At 73.3% G+C, this 17247-nt stretch carries 14 protein-coding genes; 7 read left to right on the forward strand and 7 right to left on the reverse strand.

Annotation, left to right across the window (positions count from 1 at the left end; genetic code table 11):
- Positions 1-2: 2 nt before the first annotated feature.
- Entirely contained in the window at positions 3-683 is a 681-nt protein-coding gene (gene mtrA / locus FLP10_RS03035; protein WP_149159523.1) for an MtrAB system response regulator MtrA, read from the reverse strand.
- Between the two features lie 160 nt (positions 684-843).
- On the opposite strand from mtrA, the gene FLP10_RS03040 reads away from it, so the two are divergent.
- From FLP10_RS03040 to FLP10_RS03060, 5 genes are read left to right on the forward strand one after another with little or no spacing between them, the layout of a single operon-like run.
- Positions 844-2091: a hypothetical protein gene (locus FLP10_RS03040; protein ID WP_149159524.1), complete on the forward strand. Its 1248-nt coding sequence runs from the start codon at positions 844-846 to the stop codon at positions 2089-2091.
- A 6-nt stretch (positions 2092-2097) separates the two neighbouring features.
- A complete protein-coding gene (locus FLP10_RS03045; protein ID WP_149159525.1) occupies positions 2098-2742 on the forward strand; it encodes a DUF4129 domain-containing protein in 645 nt (214 codons plus the stop codon).
- Entirely contained in the window at positions 2739-4073 is a 1335-nt protein-coding gene (locus FLP10_RS03050; RefSeq protein ID WP_149162057.1) for a DUF4350 domain-containing protein, read from the forward strand. Before FLP10_RS03045 ends, FLP10_RS03050 begins: the two co-directional genes overlap by 4 nt.
- Complete coding sequence (locus FLP10_RS03055) at positions 4070-5041, forward strand: AAA family ATPase (RefSeq protein WP_149159526.1); 972 nt, start codon at positions 4070-4072, stop codon at positions 5039-5041. The genes FLP10_RS03050 and FLP10_RS03055 overlap by 4 nt, the downstream gene beginning before the upstream one ends.
- Positions 5042-6433 carry a DUF58 domain-containing protein gene (locus FLP10_RS03060; RefSeq protein ID WP_149159527.1) on the forward strand — a complete coding sequence of 464 codons (1392 nt, stop codon included), beginning with the start codon at positions 5042-5044 and terminating at the stop codon, positions 6431-6433.
- 134 nt (positions 6434-6567) lie between these two features.
- Here FLP10_RS03060 and FLP10_RS03065 read toward each other — a convergent pair whose 3' ends face one another.
- Entirely contained in the window at positions 6568-7563 is a 996-nt protein-coding gene (locus FLP10_RS03065) for a stage II sporulation protein M (RefSeq protein WP_149159528.1), read from the reverse strand.
- A gap of 19 nt (positions 7564-7582) precedes the next feature.
- Between FLP10_RS03065 and FLP10_RS03070 the strand changes: the two genes are divergently transcribed.
- The gene (locus FLP10_RS03070; RefSeq protein WP_149159529.1) at positions 7583-8425 is read left to right on the forward strand and encodes an RDD family protein; all 843 of its coding nucleotides are present in this window, start codon (positions 7583-7585) and stop codon (positions 8423-8425) included.
- A 246-nt stretch (positions 8426-8671) separates the two neighbouring features.
- Here the strand turns inward: FLP10_RS03070 and ahcY are convergent, their stop codons facing one another.
- The 3 genes from ahcY to FLP10_RS03090 all read right to left on the reverse strand — a co-directional run bounded on the left by ahcY (position 8672) and on the right by FLP10_RS03090 (position 12141).
- Positions 8672-10150, reverse strand: coding sequence for an adenosylhomocysteinase (ahcY, locus tag FLP10_RS03075; protein ID WP_149159530.1), 1479 nt, complete (start codon positions 10148-10150; stop codon positions 8672-8674).
- Positions 10151-10398: 248 nt separating this feature from the next.
- Positions 10399-11841, reverse strand: coding sequence for a phosphomannomutase/phosphoglucomutase (locus tag FLP10_RS03085; protein WP_425457628.1), 1443 nt, complete (start codon positions 11839-11841; stop codon positions 10399-10401).
- A gap of 81 nt (positions 11842-11922) precedes the next feature.
- A complete protein-coding gene (locus tag FLP10_RS03090) occupies positions 11923-12141 on the reverse strand; it encodes a DUF3499 family protein (protein WP_149159533.1) in 219 nt (72 codons plus the stop codon).
- Positions 12142-12186: 45 nt separating this feature from the next.
- Between FLP10_RS03090 and FLP10_RS03095 the strand changes: the two genes are divergently transcribed.
- Positions 12187-12630: a hypothetical protein gene (locus tag FLP10_RS03095; RefSeq protein ID WP_149159534.1), complete on the forward strand. Its 444-nt coding sequence runs from the start codon at positions 12187-12189 to the stop codon at positions 12628-12630.
- Between the two features lie 5 nt (positions 12631-12635).
- Here the strand turns inward: FLP10_RS03095 and FLP10_RS03100 are convergent, their stop codons facing one another.
- Together FLP10_RS03100 and FLP10_RS03105 are read right to left on the reverse strand one after the other, a co-directional pair.
- Positions 12636-14081 (reverse strand): DUF5719 family protein, encoded by a 1446-nt coding sequence (locus FLP10_RS03100; RefSeq protein WP_168209083.1) that lies wholly within the window; start codon positions 14079-14081, stop codon positions 12636-12638.
- Positions 14071-17172 carry a glycosyltransferase gene (locus tag FLP10_RS03105; RefSeq protein ID WP_149159536.1) on the reverse strand — a complete coding sequence of 1034 codons (3102 nt, stop codon included), beginning with the start codon at positions 17170-17172 and terminating at the stop codon, positions 14071-14073. The genes FLP10_RS03100 and FLP10_RS03105 overlap by 11 nt, the downstream gene beginning before the upstream one ends.
- Between the last annotated feature and the right edge of the window lie 75 nt (positions 17173-17247).

The following is a 17247-nucleotide window of genomic DNA, read 5'->3' on the forward strand; positions in this document are numbered from 1 at the left end:
GCCTACGTGGTGGCGCCGGCGCGGTACCCCACACCGCGGACGGTCATGACGATGCGCGGGTTGTCGGGGTCGTGCTCGACTTTCGCCCGCAGCCGCTGGACGTGCACGTTCACGAGCCGGGTGTCGGCCTTGTAGTGGTACCCCCACACCTGCTCGAGCAGCATCTCGCGGGTGAACACCTGCTGCGGCTTCGAGGCGAGCGTGAGCAGCAGGTCGAACTCGAGCGGCGTGAGCGAGATGCGCTGGTCGCCCCGGCGCACCTCGTGGCCGGCCGCGTCGATGATGAGGTCGCCGACCGCGATCGTCTCGACCACGGGCTCGGGCGCGGGGCGCAGCCGGGTGCGGATGCGGGCCACCAGCTCCTTCGGGTTGAAGGGCTTCACGATGTAGTCGTCGGCGCCCGACTCGAGGCCGCGCACCACGTCTGCGGTGTCGCTCTTGGCCGTCAGCATGATGATCGGCGTGCCGCTCTCGGCGCGGATGCGGGTGCACACCTCGATGCCGTCGATGCCGGGCAGCATCAGGTCGAGCAGCACGAGGTCGGGCTTGGCGTCGCGGAACGCGGCGAGCGCCCCTCCGCCGTCGGCGCAGAACACCGGCTCGAAGCCGTCGGCGCGCAGGACGATGCCGATCATCTCGGCGAGGGCCATGTCGTCGTCGACGACGAGTACGCGTGAGGTCATGCGCTCAGTTCTCCGGTGGGGCGTCGGTGCGTCATAGCGTAGTCGCTCGCTGCCGCGAGAGGGCTGAGCGCGGATCCCCCGGTCGGGACGGTGGATGGCGCCTCACGGCGGCGTTCGCCTGTGCCACCATTGGGGAACGACCCGGAGGGAGCGCGACGACGTGTCCGATCAGGAATGGCAGGCACCCGGTGGCGACGGCGCCTGGCAGCCCCCGATCCCGCCCGCGCCGACGCCCGCCCCGCTGCCGGGGTACGCGCAGCCCGGTTCCGCGCAGCCGGGGTACGGAGCGCAGCCGGGGTACGGAGCGCAGCCCGGGTACGGCCAGCAGCCGGGATATCCACCGCCGGGCGGGCCGACCGGCTGGACACCGCCGCCCAAGCCGGGCCTGCTCCCCCTGCGTCCGCTGAGCTTCGGAACCCTGCTCTGGGCCCCGTTCCGCACGCTGCGCCGCAACCCCGCCCCGACGTTCGGCACCGGGCTGCTGGTGCAGCTGGCGACCGTCGTGGCCACCGCGGCCGCGGTGGTCCCGTTCATGTTCATGGTGTTCGCGCGCACGGGCAACGCGGTCGGCGAGGACGCCGACACCCTGCTCGCGGGTGCCGTCGGCGGGTTTCTGCTGCTGATGCTGGTGCCGATCGCCGTCTCGGTGGTCGCGAGCGCGTTCGTTCAAGGCGTGATGGTCGTCGAGGTCGCCACCGGCACGCTCGGCGAGAAGCTCGGCTTCGGCGCGCTGTGGCGGCGCACGGCGAGGCGCGTCTGGCCGCTGATCGGCTGGACGCTGCTGCTGGCCACAGCCGTGCTGCTCGCGGTTCTCGCGCTCGTCGCGATCATCGCCGTGGCGGCGGTGCTCGGGCCGGTCGGCATCGCGATCGGCGTCGTGTTCGCGATCCTCGCCGGTCTCGGGCTGCTCGCGCTGGGTGCCTGGCTGGGCGTGAAGACGTCGCTGGTGCCGAGCATCATCGTGCTCGAGGAGGTCGGCATCCGGGCGGCGATCGTGCGCTCGTGGCGACTCACCGACGGCTACTTCTGGCGCACGCTCGGCGTCGAGTTGCTGGTCGCCGTCATCCTGAGCGCGGCATCGAACCTCGTGGTGCAGCCGATCTCGTTCCTCGGCGGCATGCTGTCGGTGCTGATCGATCCCACGGGCACCGGTTCGGGTGCCGCGGTGCTCATCGTGCTCACGGTGGTGTCGATGGTGCTGTCGCTGCTGATCGGCGCCATCACGCTCGTGGTGCAGTCGGCGGTCATCGCGGTCATCTACATCGACCTGCGGATGTGCAAGGAGGGGCTCGACCTCGAGCTCGAACGGCACGTCGAGCTGCGCGACGCGGGGCATCCGGTCGACGATCCGTATCAGCCGCGGGCGGGCGAGCCGGTCTCGCCCGGCGCACCGTACGGCTGGGCCTGATCCCGCGTGCACCTCGAAATCCCGGTCGACCCCGATGCCCCCGAGGCGCGCCGCTGGCTGCAGGACGAGCTCGCCAAGGGCGAGTACCAGGCCGCCCAGCCGACCTGGTTCGATCGGCTGATGGCGGCGATCCGCGATTGGTTCCTCGGGCTGTTCGACGGGTCGATGGGCGTTCCGAGCGGGGTAGTCGTCCTGATCGTCGTGCTCGCCGTGCTCGCGCTCGTCGCGATCGGGCTGCTCGTGTTCGGCCTGCCGCGGTTGCGCCGCCGCCGCGCGACGCCCGCGCCGATCTTCGACGACCGCGACACCCGCGACCTCGTCGCACTGCGTCGCGCGGCCGAGCAGGCGGCCGCACGACAGGAGTGGCCGCTCGCGATCGAAGAGCGCTTCCGGGCGGTGGTGCGGGGCCTCGTCGATCGCGACCTCGTGCAGGTGCATCCGGGCACGACCGCGCACGGCATCGCGAATGCCGCGAGCCACCGGTTCCCGGCCTTCGCCCTCGAGCTCGGGGTCGCCGCCGACGAGTTCGACGGCGTGCGATACCTGGGCCGGCCCGGCGGGCGCGACGAGTACAAGCGGGTGACGGCGCTCGAGCAATCGCTCGCGGCCGCACCGATCCGGCCCGATGTCGAACTCGAGGCGGTGCGATGAGCCTCGACGCACCCGCGGACACCACGGCCGAGGCCGAGTCGACCGCTTCGGCGTCGGCCGCCCTCGCCGACACCCCGACCGTGCGCGGCGCGCTGCGGCGTGCTCGCACCTGGATCGTGCTCGGCGCCGTCCTGCTGGTCGGCGCCCTCGTCGTGCTCATCGTGCAGGGCGGCCTGCGGGCGCCCGGTCCGACGCTCGGCGCCGACAACGCCGCACCCTCAGGGGCCCGCGCACTCGTTCAGGTGCTGCGCGCGCAGGGTGTCGAGGTGACCGTCGCGAATCACCTCGAAGCGGCGATCGACGCCGCAGACGGCGCGACCGTGCTGCTCTTCGATGAGCACGGACTCCTCGACCGTGCGAGCCTGCGCCGGCTCGCTGGTGCCGCCGACGGGCTGGTCGTCGCTCTCCCGAGATTCGCCGCACTCGAGGCGCTCGCGCCCGGGGTGCGCCTCGCGGGAACGGCCGTCGGCGAGCTCGACGATCCGGCGTGCGAGGTGCGGCCCGCCGAGCGTGCGGGCGAGCTCGGCCACGGGCAGGGGCTGCTCACCATCGACGACGTCGCGGAGGGCGACGGCTGGACCGGCTGCTTCCCCGACGGCGACTTCGGCTACGCCCTGGTCATCGGCCCGTCGGACGCGGGCGCCGAACTGTCGCTCGTGCCCTCGACGGCGGTGTTCGCGAACGACACGGTCGATGAGCGCGGCAACGCGGCGCTCGCGCTCGGACTCCTCGGCGAACGCGAGCGACTGGTCTGGTACCTGCCCGGACCCGCCGATGCCGAACCCGCCGGGGCCACCGCCGGCGAGCTCACACCCGGCTGGGTGAGCCCGGTGCTCGTGCTGCTGCTGGTCGTCGGGCTCGCCGCAGCGATCTGGCGCGGGCGCCGCTTCGGCCCGCTCGTCATCGAGGACCTGCCGGTCGAGGTGCCCGCCGGCGAGACCGCCGAGGGGCGGGCGCGTCTGTACGCGCGCGGTGTCAGCCGCCTGCATGCGCTCGACCAGTTGCGCATCGGATCGGTGGGCCGGCTCACCGCGCTGCTGCGCCTTCCGCGATCGGCACCGTTGCCAGAGGTGATCGCCGCGACGACCGCCGCGACCGGCAGGGATCCGCTCGAGGTCGAGTCGCTGCTCGTCGGCGCGGTGCCCGCCGGCGATCGAGAGCTCGTCGAACTCGCCGACCGCCTCGCCGCCCTCGAGCAGCGGGTGCGCGACGCGCTCGGCCCCCAGACATCCGGGCCCGTGACATCCGGAACCGAGGCATCCGACCCCGCGAGCGTTCGCGGCCCCGCGACATCCGACCCCACCACCGATCACCGAGGAAGGCGACCATGACCGACCCGACCCCCACCGACGCCGATCTGCGCGCCGCGCTCAACCGCGTGCGCACCGAGGTCGGCAAGGCCGTCGTCGGCCAGGACGGCGCGGTGACCGGCCTCATCATCGCGCTGCTCGCCAACGGGCACGTGCTGCTCGAGGGCGTGCCCGGGGTGGCGAAGACGTTGCTCGTGCGCACGCTCAGCCGCACCCTGCACCTCGAGACCCGCCGGCTGCAATTCACCCCCGACCTGATGCCGGGCGACGTGACGGGGTCGCTCGCGTACGACCCGGGAACGGGCGACTTCACGTTCCGCGAGGGGCCGGTGTTCACGAACATCCTGCTCGCCGACGAGATCAACCGCACCCCGCCGAAGACCCAGTCCGCGCTGCTCGAGGCGATGGAGGAGCGGCAGGTGTCGGCCGACGGCGTCACCCGGCCGCTGCCCGACCCGTTCCTGGTCGCCGCCACGCAGAACCCCATCGAGTACGAGGGCACCTACTCGCTGCCCGAGGCGCAGCTCGACCGGTTCCTGATGAAGCTCGTGCTCGAGGTGCCCGAGCGCGACGCCGAGTGGGCGATGCTGCGCCGGCACGCCGACGGCTTCGATCCCCACGATCTCGCCCGCGCGGGCGTCGAGCCGGTGCTCGACGCCGCCCAGCTCGCCGCGGCCCGCGCGGCGGCCGCGCGCATCGGCGTCTCCGACGACGTGCTCGCGTACGTCGTCGACCTCGCGCGGGCCACCCGCCGCAGCCCGTCGATGCGGCTCGGCGTGAGCCCGCGCGCCTCGACCGGCCTGCTCGCCGCCGCGAAGGCGTGGGCGTGGCTGACCGGGTACGACTCGCTCACGCCCGACCACGTGCAGGCGATGCTGCTGCCGGTGTGGCGGCACCGCGTGCAGCTGCGCCCCGAGGCCGAGCTCGAGGGAGTCGCGGTCGACCAAGTGCTGCGCGGCATCGTGCAGCAGGTGCAGGTGCCGCTGTAGATGGCGATCTCGGGTCGATTCGTGTGGCTCGTCGCGGCGGGCGCGGTCGTCGTCGTGCTCGCCGGCTGGGCGGGCGGTTCGGCGTCGGGCGCTTCGGGCCTGCCCGGTTCGACGCTGCCCGGCGACGGCGCCGGAGCGGCCTGGCTCGCCCTCGCGGCCTGGCTGCTGCTCGCCGTCGGCATCGGCGCGATCGACCTGTCGCTCGCCGGGTCGCCGCGGCGCGTCGGGATCGAGCGCACCCTGCCCGAGCGGGTGCGGCTCGACGAGGAGGCGACCTCCGAACTCGTGGTCGTGAACCTCGGTTCGCGTCCGCTGCGCGCGATCGTGCGTGACGGCTGGCAGCCGTCGGCGGGCGTGGTCGGGCCGAATCGCGCGCGGGTGCGCATCCCGCCGGGCGAACGGCGGCGGATGTCGCAGACGCTGAAGCCGACCCGTCGCGGCGACCGGCGCACCGAACGGGTCACGATCCGCTCATGGGGCCCGCTCGGGCTCTGGGCGCGGCAGGCGTCGCTCGTCGTCCCGGGTCGGCTGCGGGTGCTGCCGCCGTTCCGGTCGCGCGCGCACCTGCCGTCGCGACTCACCCGCCTGCGCGAGCTCGACGGGCGCACCCCGCTGCTGATCCGCGGCCAGGGCACCGAGTTCGACTCGATCCGCGAGTACGTGCGGGGCGACGACGTGCGGGCGATCGACTGGCGTGCCACCGCGCGCCGCAGCGACCCCGAATCGCGCGGAGGGTCGAAGCTCATGGTGCGCACGTGGCGCCCCGAGCGCGATCGGCGCATCGTCATCGTGGTCGACACCTCGCGTACCGCGGCCGCCCGCATCGCCGACGAGCCGCGCCTCGACACCGCGTTCGAGGCATCCCTGCTGTTGGCCGCCCTCGCGTCGCACGCGGGTGACCGCGTCGACCTCGTCGCATGGGACCGCCGCGTGCGCGGGCGCGTGCACGGGTCGACCGGATCCGAGCTGCTCGCGCGCATGGTCGACGTGATGGCGAATCTCGACGCCGAGCTCATCGAGGCCGACTGGTCGCGGGTCCCCGCGCAGGTGCGCCGGCTCACCAGCCGCCGGGCGCTCGTCGTGATCCTGACCGGTGCCGACTCCCCCGCGAGCGCGCGAGGGCTGCTCGCGATGCTGCCGCAGCTGACCTCGCGGCACACGGTCGTCGTGGCATCCGTGGCCGACCCTGACGAAGTGGTCGCCGCCCGCCGCATCGACGACCTCGACGAGGTGTACCGGGCCGCGGCCGCCGAACGCTCGCTGCTCGACGGGGCACGCGTCGGCGCGGCGATCCGGCGCCTCGGCGCCGAGACGGTGACAGCCCCGCCGCTCGACCTGCCGCCGGCACTCGCCGATCGCTACCTCGAGCTGAAGGCAGCCGGACGGCTCTGAGGCGCGTCGCCCGGACGGCTCTGAACCGCGCGCACAGTGCGATGAGCTCCTGCTTCAGCCCGCGGTCCGCGCGCACCGCCCGCCGCGCCCGCGTCAGCGCCCGGGTCCGCGCCCGCGGTCCGCGGCGCCCGCTCTCACCCCGCGACGAGTCGACGCACGCCGGCCTCGAACTCGACGAGGTCTCCCGTCTCGCCCGCGCGTGCCGCGCGCCGCCCGAGCCCGAGCATCACGAACAGGAACCCGGCGAACGCGAGCACGCCGATGCCGATCTTCACGGCCCACGGCCAGGGCGCCGGCGTCACGAACCCCTCGATGAGCCCCGAGACGAAGAGGAAGAACACCAGCCCGATCGCGACGCTGAACAGTGCCCGTGCGTCCTCGGCGAGCGCGGCGCCGCGCGTTCGCGCGCCTGGGGCGACCCAGGCCCAGAAGATGCGCAGGCCGGCCGCCGCGGCGACGAACACGCAGGTGAGCTCGAGCAGGCCGTGCGGCGTGATGTAGAGGAAGAAGGTGTCGAGTTCGCCGTACGCAGCCATGACAGCGGCGTTGAGCCCGAGGTTCATCGCGTTCTGCAGGATGACGACCGGCACCCACACCCCGAGCACGCCGAACGCGACGCACTGCGCAGCGATCCACGCGTTGTTCGTCCAGACCGCCCCCGCGAAGGATGCCGCCGGGTTCTCGGAGTAGTACGCCGCGAACCCCTCGTCGGCCAGCTGCTGCAATTCGTCGTCGCTGCCGAGCGTCGCGAGCACGCGCGGATCGCCGGCCGCCCACCAGGCGAACAGCGTCGCGACGAGGAAAGTGACCACCGCGACCGCGAGGGTCAGCCACCGCAGCCGGTACAGCGCCGCCGGCAGGCTCACGAGCCAGAACCGGGTGAAGCGGCGCAACGGGTTCTCAGGGGCGCCGGTGAACCGCAGTCGGGCCCGTGCCAAGCGGATCGACAGCCGGTCGCCCAGCGCGGTCGAGCCCGCGGTCGTGCGGATGAGCGAGAGGTCGGAGGCCCCCGACTGGTACCGCTCGATGAGCTCGTCGGCCTCGGTGCCGCCGAGGAACCGACCGCGTGCGAGCGCGTCGAGTCGCTGCCAATCGTCGTGGCGCGCGGCGGCGAGGGCGTCGAGGTCCATGTCTGCTTGAATACTAGCCATGTCGCAGGCCGCCACCGCCGACCGCTCCGCGTCCCGGCTCACCGATGACGGACTCGTCACCGGCGAGGCCGTCGCCCTCGACGTGCGTCCGGCGAGTGCCGTCATGCGCGGCGGCGGCACTGCCATCGACGTGATCGCGACGGTGCTCGTGCTCATCGGCGTACTGCTGCTCGCCTCGTCGCTCTCGCTCGACGAGGCGGCGATGCGGGCGATCTCGATCACCGCGCTCGTCGTGTGCCTCGTCGTCGTGCCGACGGCGGTCGAGACCGCGACGCACGGCCGGTCGATCGGCAAGCTCGCGCTGGGACTGCGGGTCGTGCGCGACGACGGCGGGGCGATCGGGTTCCGGCACGCGTTCATCCGCGCGCTGACGGGCGTGGTCGAGATCTACCTCACGCTCGGCGGGCTCGCCGTGGTCGTCGGATTCCTGAATCCGTCGTCGAAGCGGCTCGGCGACCTGCTCGCGGGCACCCACGCGCAGGTCGAGCGGGTGCCGAAGGTGGTGCCGCAATCGTTCGGGGTTCCCACGCAGCTGCTCGGCTGGGCGGCGACCACCGACGTCGGCCGGCTGCCCGACCCGCTCGAGCGGCGCATCGCGGCGTTCTTCCGCAACGCCCCGCACCTCGAGCCGAACCGGCGTGCCGCGATCGCCGCGACTCTGGCCGCAGAGGCCGCTCCCTTCGTCTCTTCGGTGCCTGACGCGCCCGCCGAGCTGTTCCTCGCCGCGATCGCGGCACTCCGTCGCGATCGCGACCTCACCGCGCTCACGCTCGAAGACCGCCGCATGGCCGACCTCGCGCCCGTGCTCACGGCGCGGCCGAACGGGTTCCCTGAGCGCTGAGCGCCGGTCACGAGGCATCCGCATGATGCGCGGTTCCCTCGCGAGAGTTCGAGAGTTCGAGAGTTCGAGAGTTCGAGAATTCGAGAGTTCGAGAGTTCGAGAGTTCGTAGGACGCAGCCGCGAATGTCGAACGCGAACCTGCTTTCACGTCCTGCACAGCGTCGGTTGTCCTACAAACCCTCCTGCGGGAACCCGCGCGCGAAGACTCCCACGAAGACTCCCACGGAGACGCCGTGACCGAGGAGCTCAGTACCGGTAGTGGTCGACCTTGTAGGGCCCCTCGACCGGCACGCCGATGTATGCGGCCTGCTCGGGCGAGAGCTCGGTGAGCTCGACGCCGAGCGCGTCGAGGTGCAGCCGCGCGACCTTCTCGTCGAGGTGCTTGGGCAGCACGTAGACGCCCACCGGGTACTCGGCGGGGCGGGTCCACAGCTCGATCTGCGCGAGCACCTGGTTGGTGAACGAGTTCGACATCACGAACGACGGATGCCCCGTCGCGTTGCCGAGGTTCATCAGGCGCCCCTCGCTGAGCACGAGCACGCTGCGCCCCGTGGGCAGGCGCCACTCGTGCACCTGGGGCTTGATCTCGACGCGCTCGGCTCCCGGCAGCGACTCGAGGCCGGCCATGTCGATCTCGTTGTCGAAGTGGCCGACGTTCGCGACGATCGCGAGGTGCTTCAGGCCCTGCAGGTGCTCGACGCGCACCACGTCCTTGTTGCCGGTGCCGGTGACGAGGATGTCGATCTCGCCGATGACCGACTCGAGGCGCGACACCTGGTAGCCGTCCATCGCGGCCTGCAGCGCGCAGATCGGGTCGACCTCGCTCACGATGACGCGCGCGCCCTGACCCCGCAGCGCCTCGGCGGCACCCTTGCCGACGTCGCCGTAGCCGCACACGAACGCGACCTTGCCGCCCATCAGCACGTCGGTCGCGCGGTTCAGGCCGTCGGGCAGCGAATGGCGAATGCCGTACTTGTTGTCGAACTTCGACTTGGTCACCGAGTCGTTGACGTTGATCGCCGGGAACAGCAGTTCGCCGGCCGCGTGCAGCTCGTAGAGGCGGTGCACGCCCGTCGTGGTCTCTTCGGTGACGCCCTGCAGCTCGGCGGCGACGCGGGTCCAGCGGTCGGGCGTGCGCTCGAGCGAGGTGCGCAGGGTGTCGAGGATGACGCGGAACTCGTGACTCGTGTCATCCGATGCCTCCGGTACCGAACCGGCCGCCTCGAACTCGCGCCCCTTGTGCACCAGCAGTGTGGCGTCGCCGCCGTCGTCGAGGATCAGGTTCGGGCCGATCCAGTCGGCACCCGCCTCGGCGGCCTCGGCGCTCCAGTCGAAGATGCGGTCGGTGCACCACCAGTACTCGTCGAGCGTCTCGCCCTTCCACGCGAAGACGGGCACGCCCGCAGGAGCGTCGACCGTGCCGTCGGGGCCGACGACGACCGCGGCGGCGGCCTCGTCCTGCGTCGAGAAGATGTTGCAGCTCGCCCAGCGCACCTGCGCGCCGAGGGCGACGAGCGTCTCGATGAGCACGGCGGTCTGCACCGTCATGTGCAGGCTGCCTGCGATGCGGGCGCCCGCGAGCGGCTTCGACTCGCCGAACTCGGCGCGCAGCGCCATGAGGCCGGGCATCTCGTTCTCGGCGAGGCGCAGCTGGTGGCGGCCCGCCTCGGCGAGCGCGAGGTCGGCGACCTTGAACGGCACGGTGGACGTCGTCGTGAGACTCATGCCGTCCATTCTCGCAGGACCAGCCCCCAGTGCGTTTCTCAGGAGGGGCGGCCCGATTCGCTGCGTTTCTCAGGAGGACACGCCGGTGGATGCCTCGAACCGACCCATTACGCCTGAAAACGGCACCCGGCACCCGGCACCCGGCACCCGGCACCCGGCACCCGGTACCCGTGACCCGGCACCCGCGAGCCGCGGCTGGCGAGGGCGACCGGGCAGGCAGGGCGGGGGCAGGCCGGCCGCGGGCGGGGTCAGGCGCGGATGAGGGCGAGGAACTCGTCGCGGTAGCGCGTCATGGTCGCGGGGTCGGATGCTTCGACGTTCAGCCGCAGCAGCGGCTCGGTATTGGACGGGCGGATGTTCGCCCACCAGAACGGCTCGCTCTCGGCGGTGATGCCGGTGACCGTGAGCCCGTCGAGCTCGTCGAAGTCGGCGCGGCCGGTGAACGCCTCGACGATGCGCGTATACGCGGCGGGGATGTCGGCGACGGTCGAGTTGATCTCACCCGACAGCGCGTACGGCGTGAACCGCTGCGCGAGCGTCGACAGCGGGGCATCCTGCGATCCGAATTCGGCGAGCAGGTGCATCGCCGCGAGCATGCCGTTGTCGGCGCCCCAGAAGTCGCGGAAGTAGTAGTGCGCCGAGTGCTCGCCGCCGAAGACGGCGCCGGTCTGGGCCATCCGGTCCTTGATGAGCGAGTGGCCAACCCGGGTGCGCACCGGCGTCGCACCCGCCTGCTCGATCGTCTCGGGCACGATGCGCGAGGTGATGAGGTTGTGGATGACCGAGACATCCGCCTCGCCGGCCGCGCGCACGCGCGCGATCTCGCGCAGCGCGACGATCGCGGCCACCGCAGACGGCGTCACAGCCTCGCCGCGCTCGTCGACGACGAAGCAGCGGTCGGCGTCGCCGTCGAACGCGAGGCCGAGGTCGGCGCCGTGCTCGACGACCGCGCGCTGCAGGTCGACCAGGTTGGCCGGTTCGAGCGGGTTCGCCTCGTGGTTCGGGAACGTGCCGTCGAGCTCGAAGTAGAGCGGAACGATCTGAAGCGGCAGCGCGGGCAGGCCGGCGGCCTCGCCGAGCACGGCGGGCACGGTCAGACCGCCCATGCCGTTGCCGGCGTCGACGACGACCTTCAGCGGCCGGATGCCCGACAGGTCGACGAGCGAGCGCAGGTAGGCCGCGTAGTCGGCGAGCACATCGAGGTCGGTGACGGTGCCGGGCGTGCCGACGGCCGTCACACCGTCGGCGAGGTAGTCGCCCGCGCGGTCGCGGATGGCCGCGAGCCCGGTGTCGAGCGAGATTCCCTGGGCGCCGGCGCGCGAGAACTTGATGCCGTTGTAGGCCGCGGGGTTGTGGCTCGCGGTGAACATCGCCGCGGGCGCGTCGTAACGCCCCGACGCGAAGTAGCTCTCGTCGGTCGAGCAGAGCCCGATCGCGAGCACGTCGGCGCCTCGCGCGACGGCGCCGCGCGCGAAGGCGGCGGCGAACCCGGGGGACGAGTCGCGCATGTCGTGGCCGACGACGACCCGGCCGCCGGCCGCCCCCACCTCATCGACGAAGGCAGCGGCGAGCGCCTCGACCACGGTCTCGTCGAGGCCATCGCCCACGATGCCGCGCACGTCGTAGGCCTTCACGATGGCGTCGAGCGCCCCGCGGGCGCCGGGAACTGCAGAGTCGGTCACGGTGAGCAAACCTACCTCACGCGCGTTTCGGCAGCGTGCCCCACCGGTTACCCGAGCGGGCGGGCGATGCGGGCGATCGGATGGCGCGACTCAGCGTTCGACGGTCGACGCGCCGCCGATCGGAGCGTGACGCACCACCCGCCACCCGCGCGGCACCGAGGTGCGCTCGGCGTGCCGCGCGCACAGGTCGTACGCGTGCGGCTCCGCGCGGAACGCGAGCGGCCCCAGCACCACCATCGAATCGGCGTAGTCGTAGGTGAGCGTCGCCACCGCCTCAGCGGTGCATGCGGAGCGCGAACACGGTCTCATGGCCCGACCAGACTAGCGATCGAGGCCCGCACTACGATGGAGGCCATGCCCCGCCCTCGCCGTGTCGCCCGAACTCCGAGGTCGCCGCGGCGGCTCGCCCGCGATCGGCACGGCCGCGGCATGCGTTCGCCCGTCACGGGCCCCCATCTGCCGCTGCTGCATACCCGGCTCGACGACTTCGACCTCACGGTCGCGAGCACCGCGACCTACCTGCGGGGTCTCTGGCCCGAGCTCGAGGGCGTCGTGTTCGAGGTCGCGCAGGGCCCCGAAGAGGCGATCCACGACGACCACATCGATCGATGGAAGGTCTACCACGACGAGCGGCGCATCGTGTTCTTCCGGCTGCCGATCGTGCGGTTCATCCGGGTGCTCGAAGGCGAGGATCGCGAGGAGAAGCTCGTCGTCGAGAGCTGCGTGTTCCGCGCGGTCGCCGACCTCCTGGGTCGCGAGCCGTGGGAGCTGTCGCCGGGACGATACCGCCCCTACTGAACGACTCAGCGCGGGTAGACCCGGATCGGCGCGTCCACGGGCCCGGGCGGCTCGACCGAGAACGACGACAGCATCCGGGCGCCGATCGATGAGACCGACGCGTGCAGGCCCTCGACGCCGCGCAGCACCACCTGGTCGCCGGGCCGCAGCGTGACCGCGACCCCTCCCCCGCCGGGCACCGTGACGTCGCGCTGTGCGCCGCGGGTCGCGACGACCACATCCACGTCGTCGGTGCCTGCGGCGACCAGGTGCAGCACGGGCGCCGGGACATCCGGCACCGCGACCGCAAGGTCGCCGATCAGCGCCGTGGTCGCCGGGAACCAGGCGAAGTCGCCCGTGTCGTCCTCCTCCTCGCCGGGTGCGAAGCTCGACCTCGCGGCAGCGACGACCGGCCCATCGGCCACCAGGTCGATCGCGTAGGCGCCCGGCGACAGCTCGCCCAATGGCACGTCGATCGTCTGGCCCGCCAGCAACGACACGTCGATCGAAGTGCGCGCGCCGCCCTGTTCGGGCACCACCGACACGGTCGCCTCGACGTCGTCGGCACCGGGCGCGAGCAGTCGCAGTGCCGGGAACCCGTCGCCGTCGAGATGGTCTTCATCGACGGGCACGCCGCCCTCCTCTGCCACCACGAACCCGGGGATGCGCGCCTGATCGCTGGGGGCGGCCGCTGGCGCGATGAGCTCGACTCCGGCCGGAACGAGTCCGTCGATCGCCGACTGCTGCAGGGTGGCGGCGATCCGCCCGCCAGAGCTCGTCACGCGCACCACGGGTGCGGCGATGTCGGGCGCGAGCCCCGCCAGCGAGACGACGCGCTGCGTGCCGGGCGGCACCACGAGGCCGAGTCCGGCAGGCGCCTCGACCGTGCCCTCCTCGCCGAAGATGCGCAGGTCGACGGTCGCCGCCACGTCGGTCGGGTTGGCGAGCAGCACGAGCGATGTTCGCCCGAGCGCGGTCGATCCGCCGACGAGCCAGGACTCGGCGGCCGGTTCGCGGCACGCGGCGATGGCGAGACCGGCGAGCATCTCCTGTCGCGCCCGCTGCTCCTGCGCGCCCGCGAGCATGCCGATCTCGGCTGCGCTCGGTTCGACCTCGATGGCGACCGGGGCGCCGTCGTCGTCGGCCTGATCGTTGTCGGGCGCCTCGAGCGGCACTTCGTCGACCTCGATATCGGCCGGGAAGGTCGCGGTCACCAGGTCGGCCGATCCGAACGAGGTGGCGGCCGTGGCGGCCTCGGCGTCTTCGGCGAGCTCGAGCAGCGGGCCCGGGCAGACGCGCTGCTGCCGGCTCTCGACCGGCGCGACGACGACCGACTCCGGCTCGGCACGGTGCTCGGGCCAGGGCACCAGCATGGCGGCCGCGACCGCGGCGGTGCACACGGCCGCGGCGGCCACGGCGGCCACACCGCGGCCGGCGGCGCGCAGGCCTCGGTTGCGTCGCTCAGCGTCCATCATCATCGCCTCCCTCGGCGGGTCGGTCGGCGGGTTCGTCGGGCTCACCGGATGCTTCGGGCTCATCGGATGTCTCGGGCTGTTCCGACGCCTCGGGCTCACCGGGCTCCGCGGAGGCCTCGGGCTCACCGGATGCCTCCGGCTCACCGGATGCCTCCGGCTCACCGGGCTCCGCGGCTGCGTCGGGCTCACCGGGCTCGCCGGGCTTGGCTCCCTCGTCCTGCGCCACAGCGTCCGCCACGGCGGCCGTCCCGGCCGACGCACGCTTGGCCCGGGGCGGGCGGCGCCGACGTTCGGCCTCGCGGCCCACGCCCGTCGGGATCGAGAGCAGTAGCGCGAATCCGAGCACCAGCCATTGACCCGCCGTGATCCAGCCGGCGAGCGGCGAGCCGGCGCCCACGGGGATCGCCGCGGCCGGCGCCGGCGACGTGGCATCCGCGAATCGATACAACCGACCGAACGCGGTGTCGCCGACCGCGACCAGCGCGGCGTTGCCGTCGAGCGCAGCCCGCGCGCGGTCCTCGGCGGCCTGCGCCCGCCGGTCGCGCTCGGCCGCACCCGACGGCGGCGCGAGCAGCACGAATCGGGCGCCGAACTCCCGCACCGCGGCATCCGCATCGGCGCCGCTGCGCGACGCGAGGTTGCCCGCGATCTCGGCCAAAGTCTGCTCGTCCTCGGTGAGGGCGGTGCGGGTCGCGGCGAGCGTCGATGCCGCGTCGAGCGTGTCGCCCGTGCCGTGCACGAGTTCGGCGTGCACGCTGCCGCCCCGCAACGGCTCGATCGTGATCGTCGCCACGCGCGGATCCTTCTCGGCCTCGGCGACCACGAACGCCGGCATGTCCCGATCGGCGGCAGGGTGCACAGTGGCCTGGCCGGTCGTCAGCGCGATCGCGGCGGGCAGCACGGCCACGACGACCGCGACGCCAGTGAGCGCCGCGAGCCAGTTCCGACCATGGCGCAGCCCGTCGAGGCACAGCACGGCCGCGGCGATGAGGCCCAGCCACATGAGGCTCTGACCGGCGCCCGTCCACACGGCCACCGCGTCGGCGCCGACCGTCGCGACCGACACCTGCGCGGCGGCGACGGCGATCGCGAGGCCCAGCAGTGCCGCACCGAGCGCCGCGACCGCGGGCAGCGCACGACGCCGCGCGACGGCGAGCACGGCCAGCAGCACGAGGGGTGCGAGCAGCGCGGTCGCGACCCAGTGCGGGTCCACGCTCCCCGAGAGGCGGGCCACGGCGTCGATCGTCGCGGGCCAGCCGCCACCGCCACCGCCCGGGAACCCGAGCACGAGCCACCAGGGGTCGGGCACGGCACTCGACACGGATGCCCCGGGGTCGGCCGCGAGCCCGAGCGGCGTGCCGCGCACGACCTGCTGCCACACGAGCGGAAGGGACAGCGCGAGCGCCGGCAGCGGAACGACGAGCAGCCGCACTGCGCGGCGTCCGCTCACCGCGAGGCCGACGACCCAGCCCACCACCAGGGCGGGCGTGAGGCTCGGCGCCGCCGCGACCACGCCTGCGGCGAGCAGCCCGGCGGTGGCCGCCGCCGCCCAGGACCGAGCGGCACCGAGCGCCGCGTACGCGAGCCAGCCGAGCAGCACGTGCGCGAGCACGGCCGCCGGGCGGCCGTCGGCGAGTGCGACGAGGAACGGCGGCGCGACCGCCCACACGACGGCTCCGAGCGCCCGCAGCCCACCGCGGTCGGTGAGCCGCGACATCGTGAACCAGGCGCCGAGCGCCGCGGCGGGCAGGGCGACGATCCAGAGCCCGACGAGCGCCCACGACGGCGCCCAGAACGCGATCGATCCGAGCACCGCGAGCAACCCGGCGAACGGGTCGGCCGCGCCGACGAACCCGGCGCCGACATCCCGCCAGCCGTAGCCGGCATTGCGCCAGAGCTCGCCGAGGTGCCCCGACAGCGGCAGCAGCGCACCGCCCGCGATGCCGTTCGCGCCGAACAGTCGCGCGGTGAGCACGATGCCGATGAGCGCCGTCACCAGCAGCACCCAGCCGCCACCGGTGGCGAGGAACCTCGCCCCGTCGGTGCGGCCGCGGGCCCGTGCCCGGCGCGCCTCGGCGTCGAGTCGTCGACGTCGACGCACCTCGTCGGGCGGGATGCGCAGCGGCGCGATCGCCGACCATCCCGTCGTGCGGGCACGCTTCAGGGTGCGACGCGCGGCGGCGACGCGTCCGAACGAGAACATCGCTCGCAGTGCCGCGCCGAACTCGCCGACGATGCGACCCGGCGCCTTGATCAGCAGCATCCCGATCGATCGCACGATCGCGAGCGGAAGCAGCGTGATCCAGTGCAGCGGAAGGGTCGCCGCGGGCGCGTAGGCCATGCGGCGGTGCAGTTGGGCTCGGCGTTCGAGCGCGTACCGCCGGCGCAGCACCCGGGCGCCGCCGACCGGCTCGCCGGCCACGCCGGCACCCGCGAAGCGCACACGTGCGGTGGGCGCCGCCGCGACCCGGTGCTCGGCGAGCCTCGCCCGGATCGACAGGTCGAGCGCGTCGTCGACCACCGGCAGGGCCGGATCGAACCCGCCGAGCGAACGCCACACCTCGTGGCGCACGAGGATGCCGGGAGCGTCGGCGCCGAGCACGTCGCTCAGGTCGTCGTGCTGGCCCTGGTCGAGCTCATCGCGGACGAGATCGACGGTGCGCCCGTACCGGGTGATGGATCGGCCGAGGTGCGCGATGCGATCGGGATGCTCCCACTCCACGAGCTTCGGGGCGACGATCGCCACCGACCGGTTGAGCTCGAGCAGCGCGACGAGCACGGCGAGCGCGTCGGCTTCGGGCGCGGCGTCCTCGGCGAGCAGCCAGAGCGCGTCGGCCTCGCCTGTCGGTGCCTCGAGCACCGCGTCGGCCGCGCGCACCGCCTCGCCGAAGGGCACGCGGTTGGCGAGTTGGATGACGTGGGTCGGGCCGATGGCGGCGACCTGGTCGAGCGCGGCCTGACCGGCGTCCGCGAGCACCGCGATGACGGCGTCGGGGCGGCGTTCCTGGGCCTGCAGGGCGTCGAGCGTGGTCTGCAGACGGTCGCCGGCGTGCTGAACGACGAGGATCGCGGTGACTCTGGGGAACATCGGGGTCAGCCTAGGCGGCTGGCCCACCGCGACTCGGGAGGCCGCGTGGGCGTGCCGCGGAACGGGTCCGGTGGC

This window comes from Agromyces intestinalis, assembly GCF_008365295.1.
Classification (GTDB): Bacteria; Actinomycetota; Actinomycetes; order Actinomycetales; family Microbacteriaceae; genus Agromyces; species Agromyces intestinalis.

Excerpts from the sequence above, each read along its gene's own strand:
- mtrA (WP_149159523.1), bottom strand. The coding sequence starts at position 683 with ATGACCTCACGCGTACTCGTCGTCGACGACGACATGGCCCTCGCCGAG.
- FLP10_RS03050 (WP_149162057.1), top strand. The coding sequence starts at position 2,739 with ATGAGCCTCGACGCACCCGCGGACACCACGGCCGAGGCCGAGTCGACC.
- FLP10_RS03055 (WP_149159526.1), top strand. The coding sequence starts at position 4,070 with ATGACCGACCCGACCCCCACCGACGCCGATCTGCGCGCCGCGCTCAAC.
- FLP10_RS03060 (WP_149159527.1), top strand. The coding sequence starts at position 5,042 with ATGGCGATCTCGGGTCGATTCGTGTGGCTCGTCGCGGCGGGCGCGGTC.
- FLP10_RS03065 (WP_149159528.1), bottom strand. The coding sequence starts at position 7,563 with ATGGACCTCGACGCCCTCGCCGCCGCGCGCCACGACGATTGGCAGCGA.
- FLP10_RS03070 (WP_149159529.1), top strand. The coding sequence starts at position 7,583 with ATGTCGCAGGCCGCCACCGCCGACCGCTCCGCGTCCCGGCTCACCGAT.
- ahcY (WP_149159530.1), bottom strand. The coding sequence starts at position 10,150 with ATGAGTCTCACGACGACGTCCACCGTGCCGTTCAAGGTCGCCGACCTC.
- FLP10_RS03090 (WP_149159533.1), bottom strand. The coding sequence starts at position 12,141 with ATGAGACCGTGTTCGCGCTCCGCATGCACCGCTGAGGCGGTGGCGACG.
- FLP10_RS03095 (WP_149159534.1), top strand. The coding sequence starts at position 12,187 with ATGCCCCGCCCTCGCCGTGTCGCCCGAACTCCGAGGTCGCCGCGGCGG.
- FLP10_RS03100 (WP_168209083.1), bottom strand. The coding sequence starts at position 14,081 with ATGGACGCTGAGCGACGCAACCGAGGCCTGCGCGCCGCCGGCCGCGGT.
- FLP10_RS03105 (WP_149159536.1), bottom strand. The coding sequence starts at position 17,172 with ATGTTCCCCAGAGTCACCGCGATCCTCGTCGTTCAGCACGCCGGCGAC.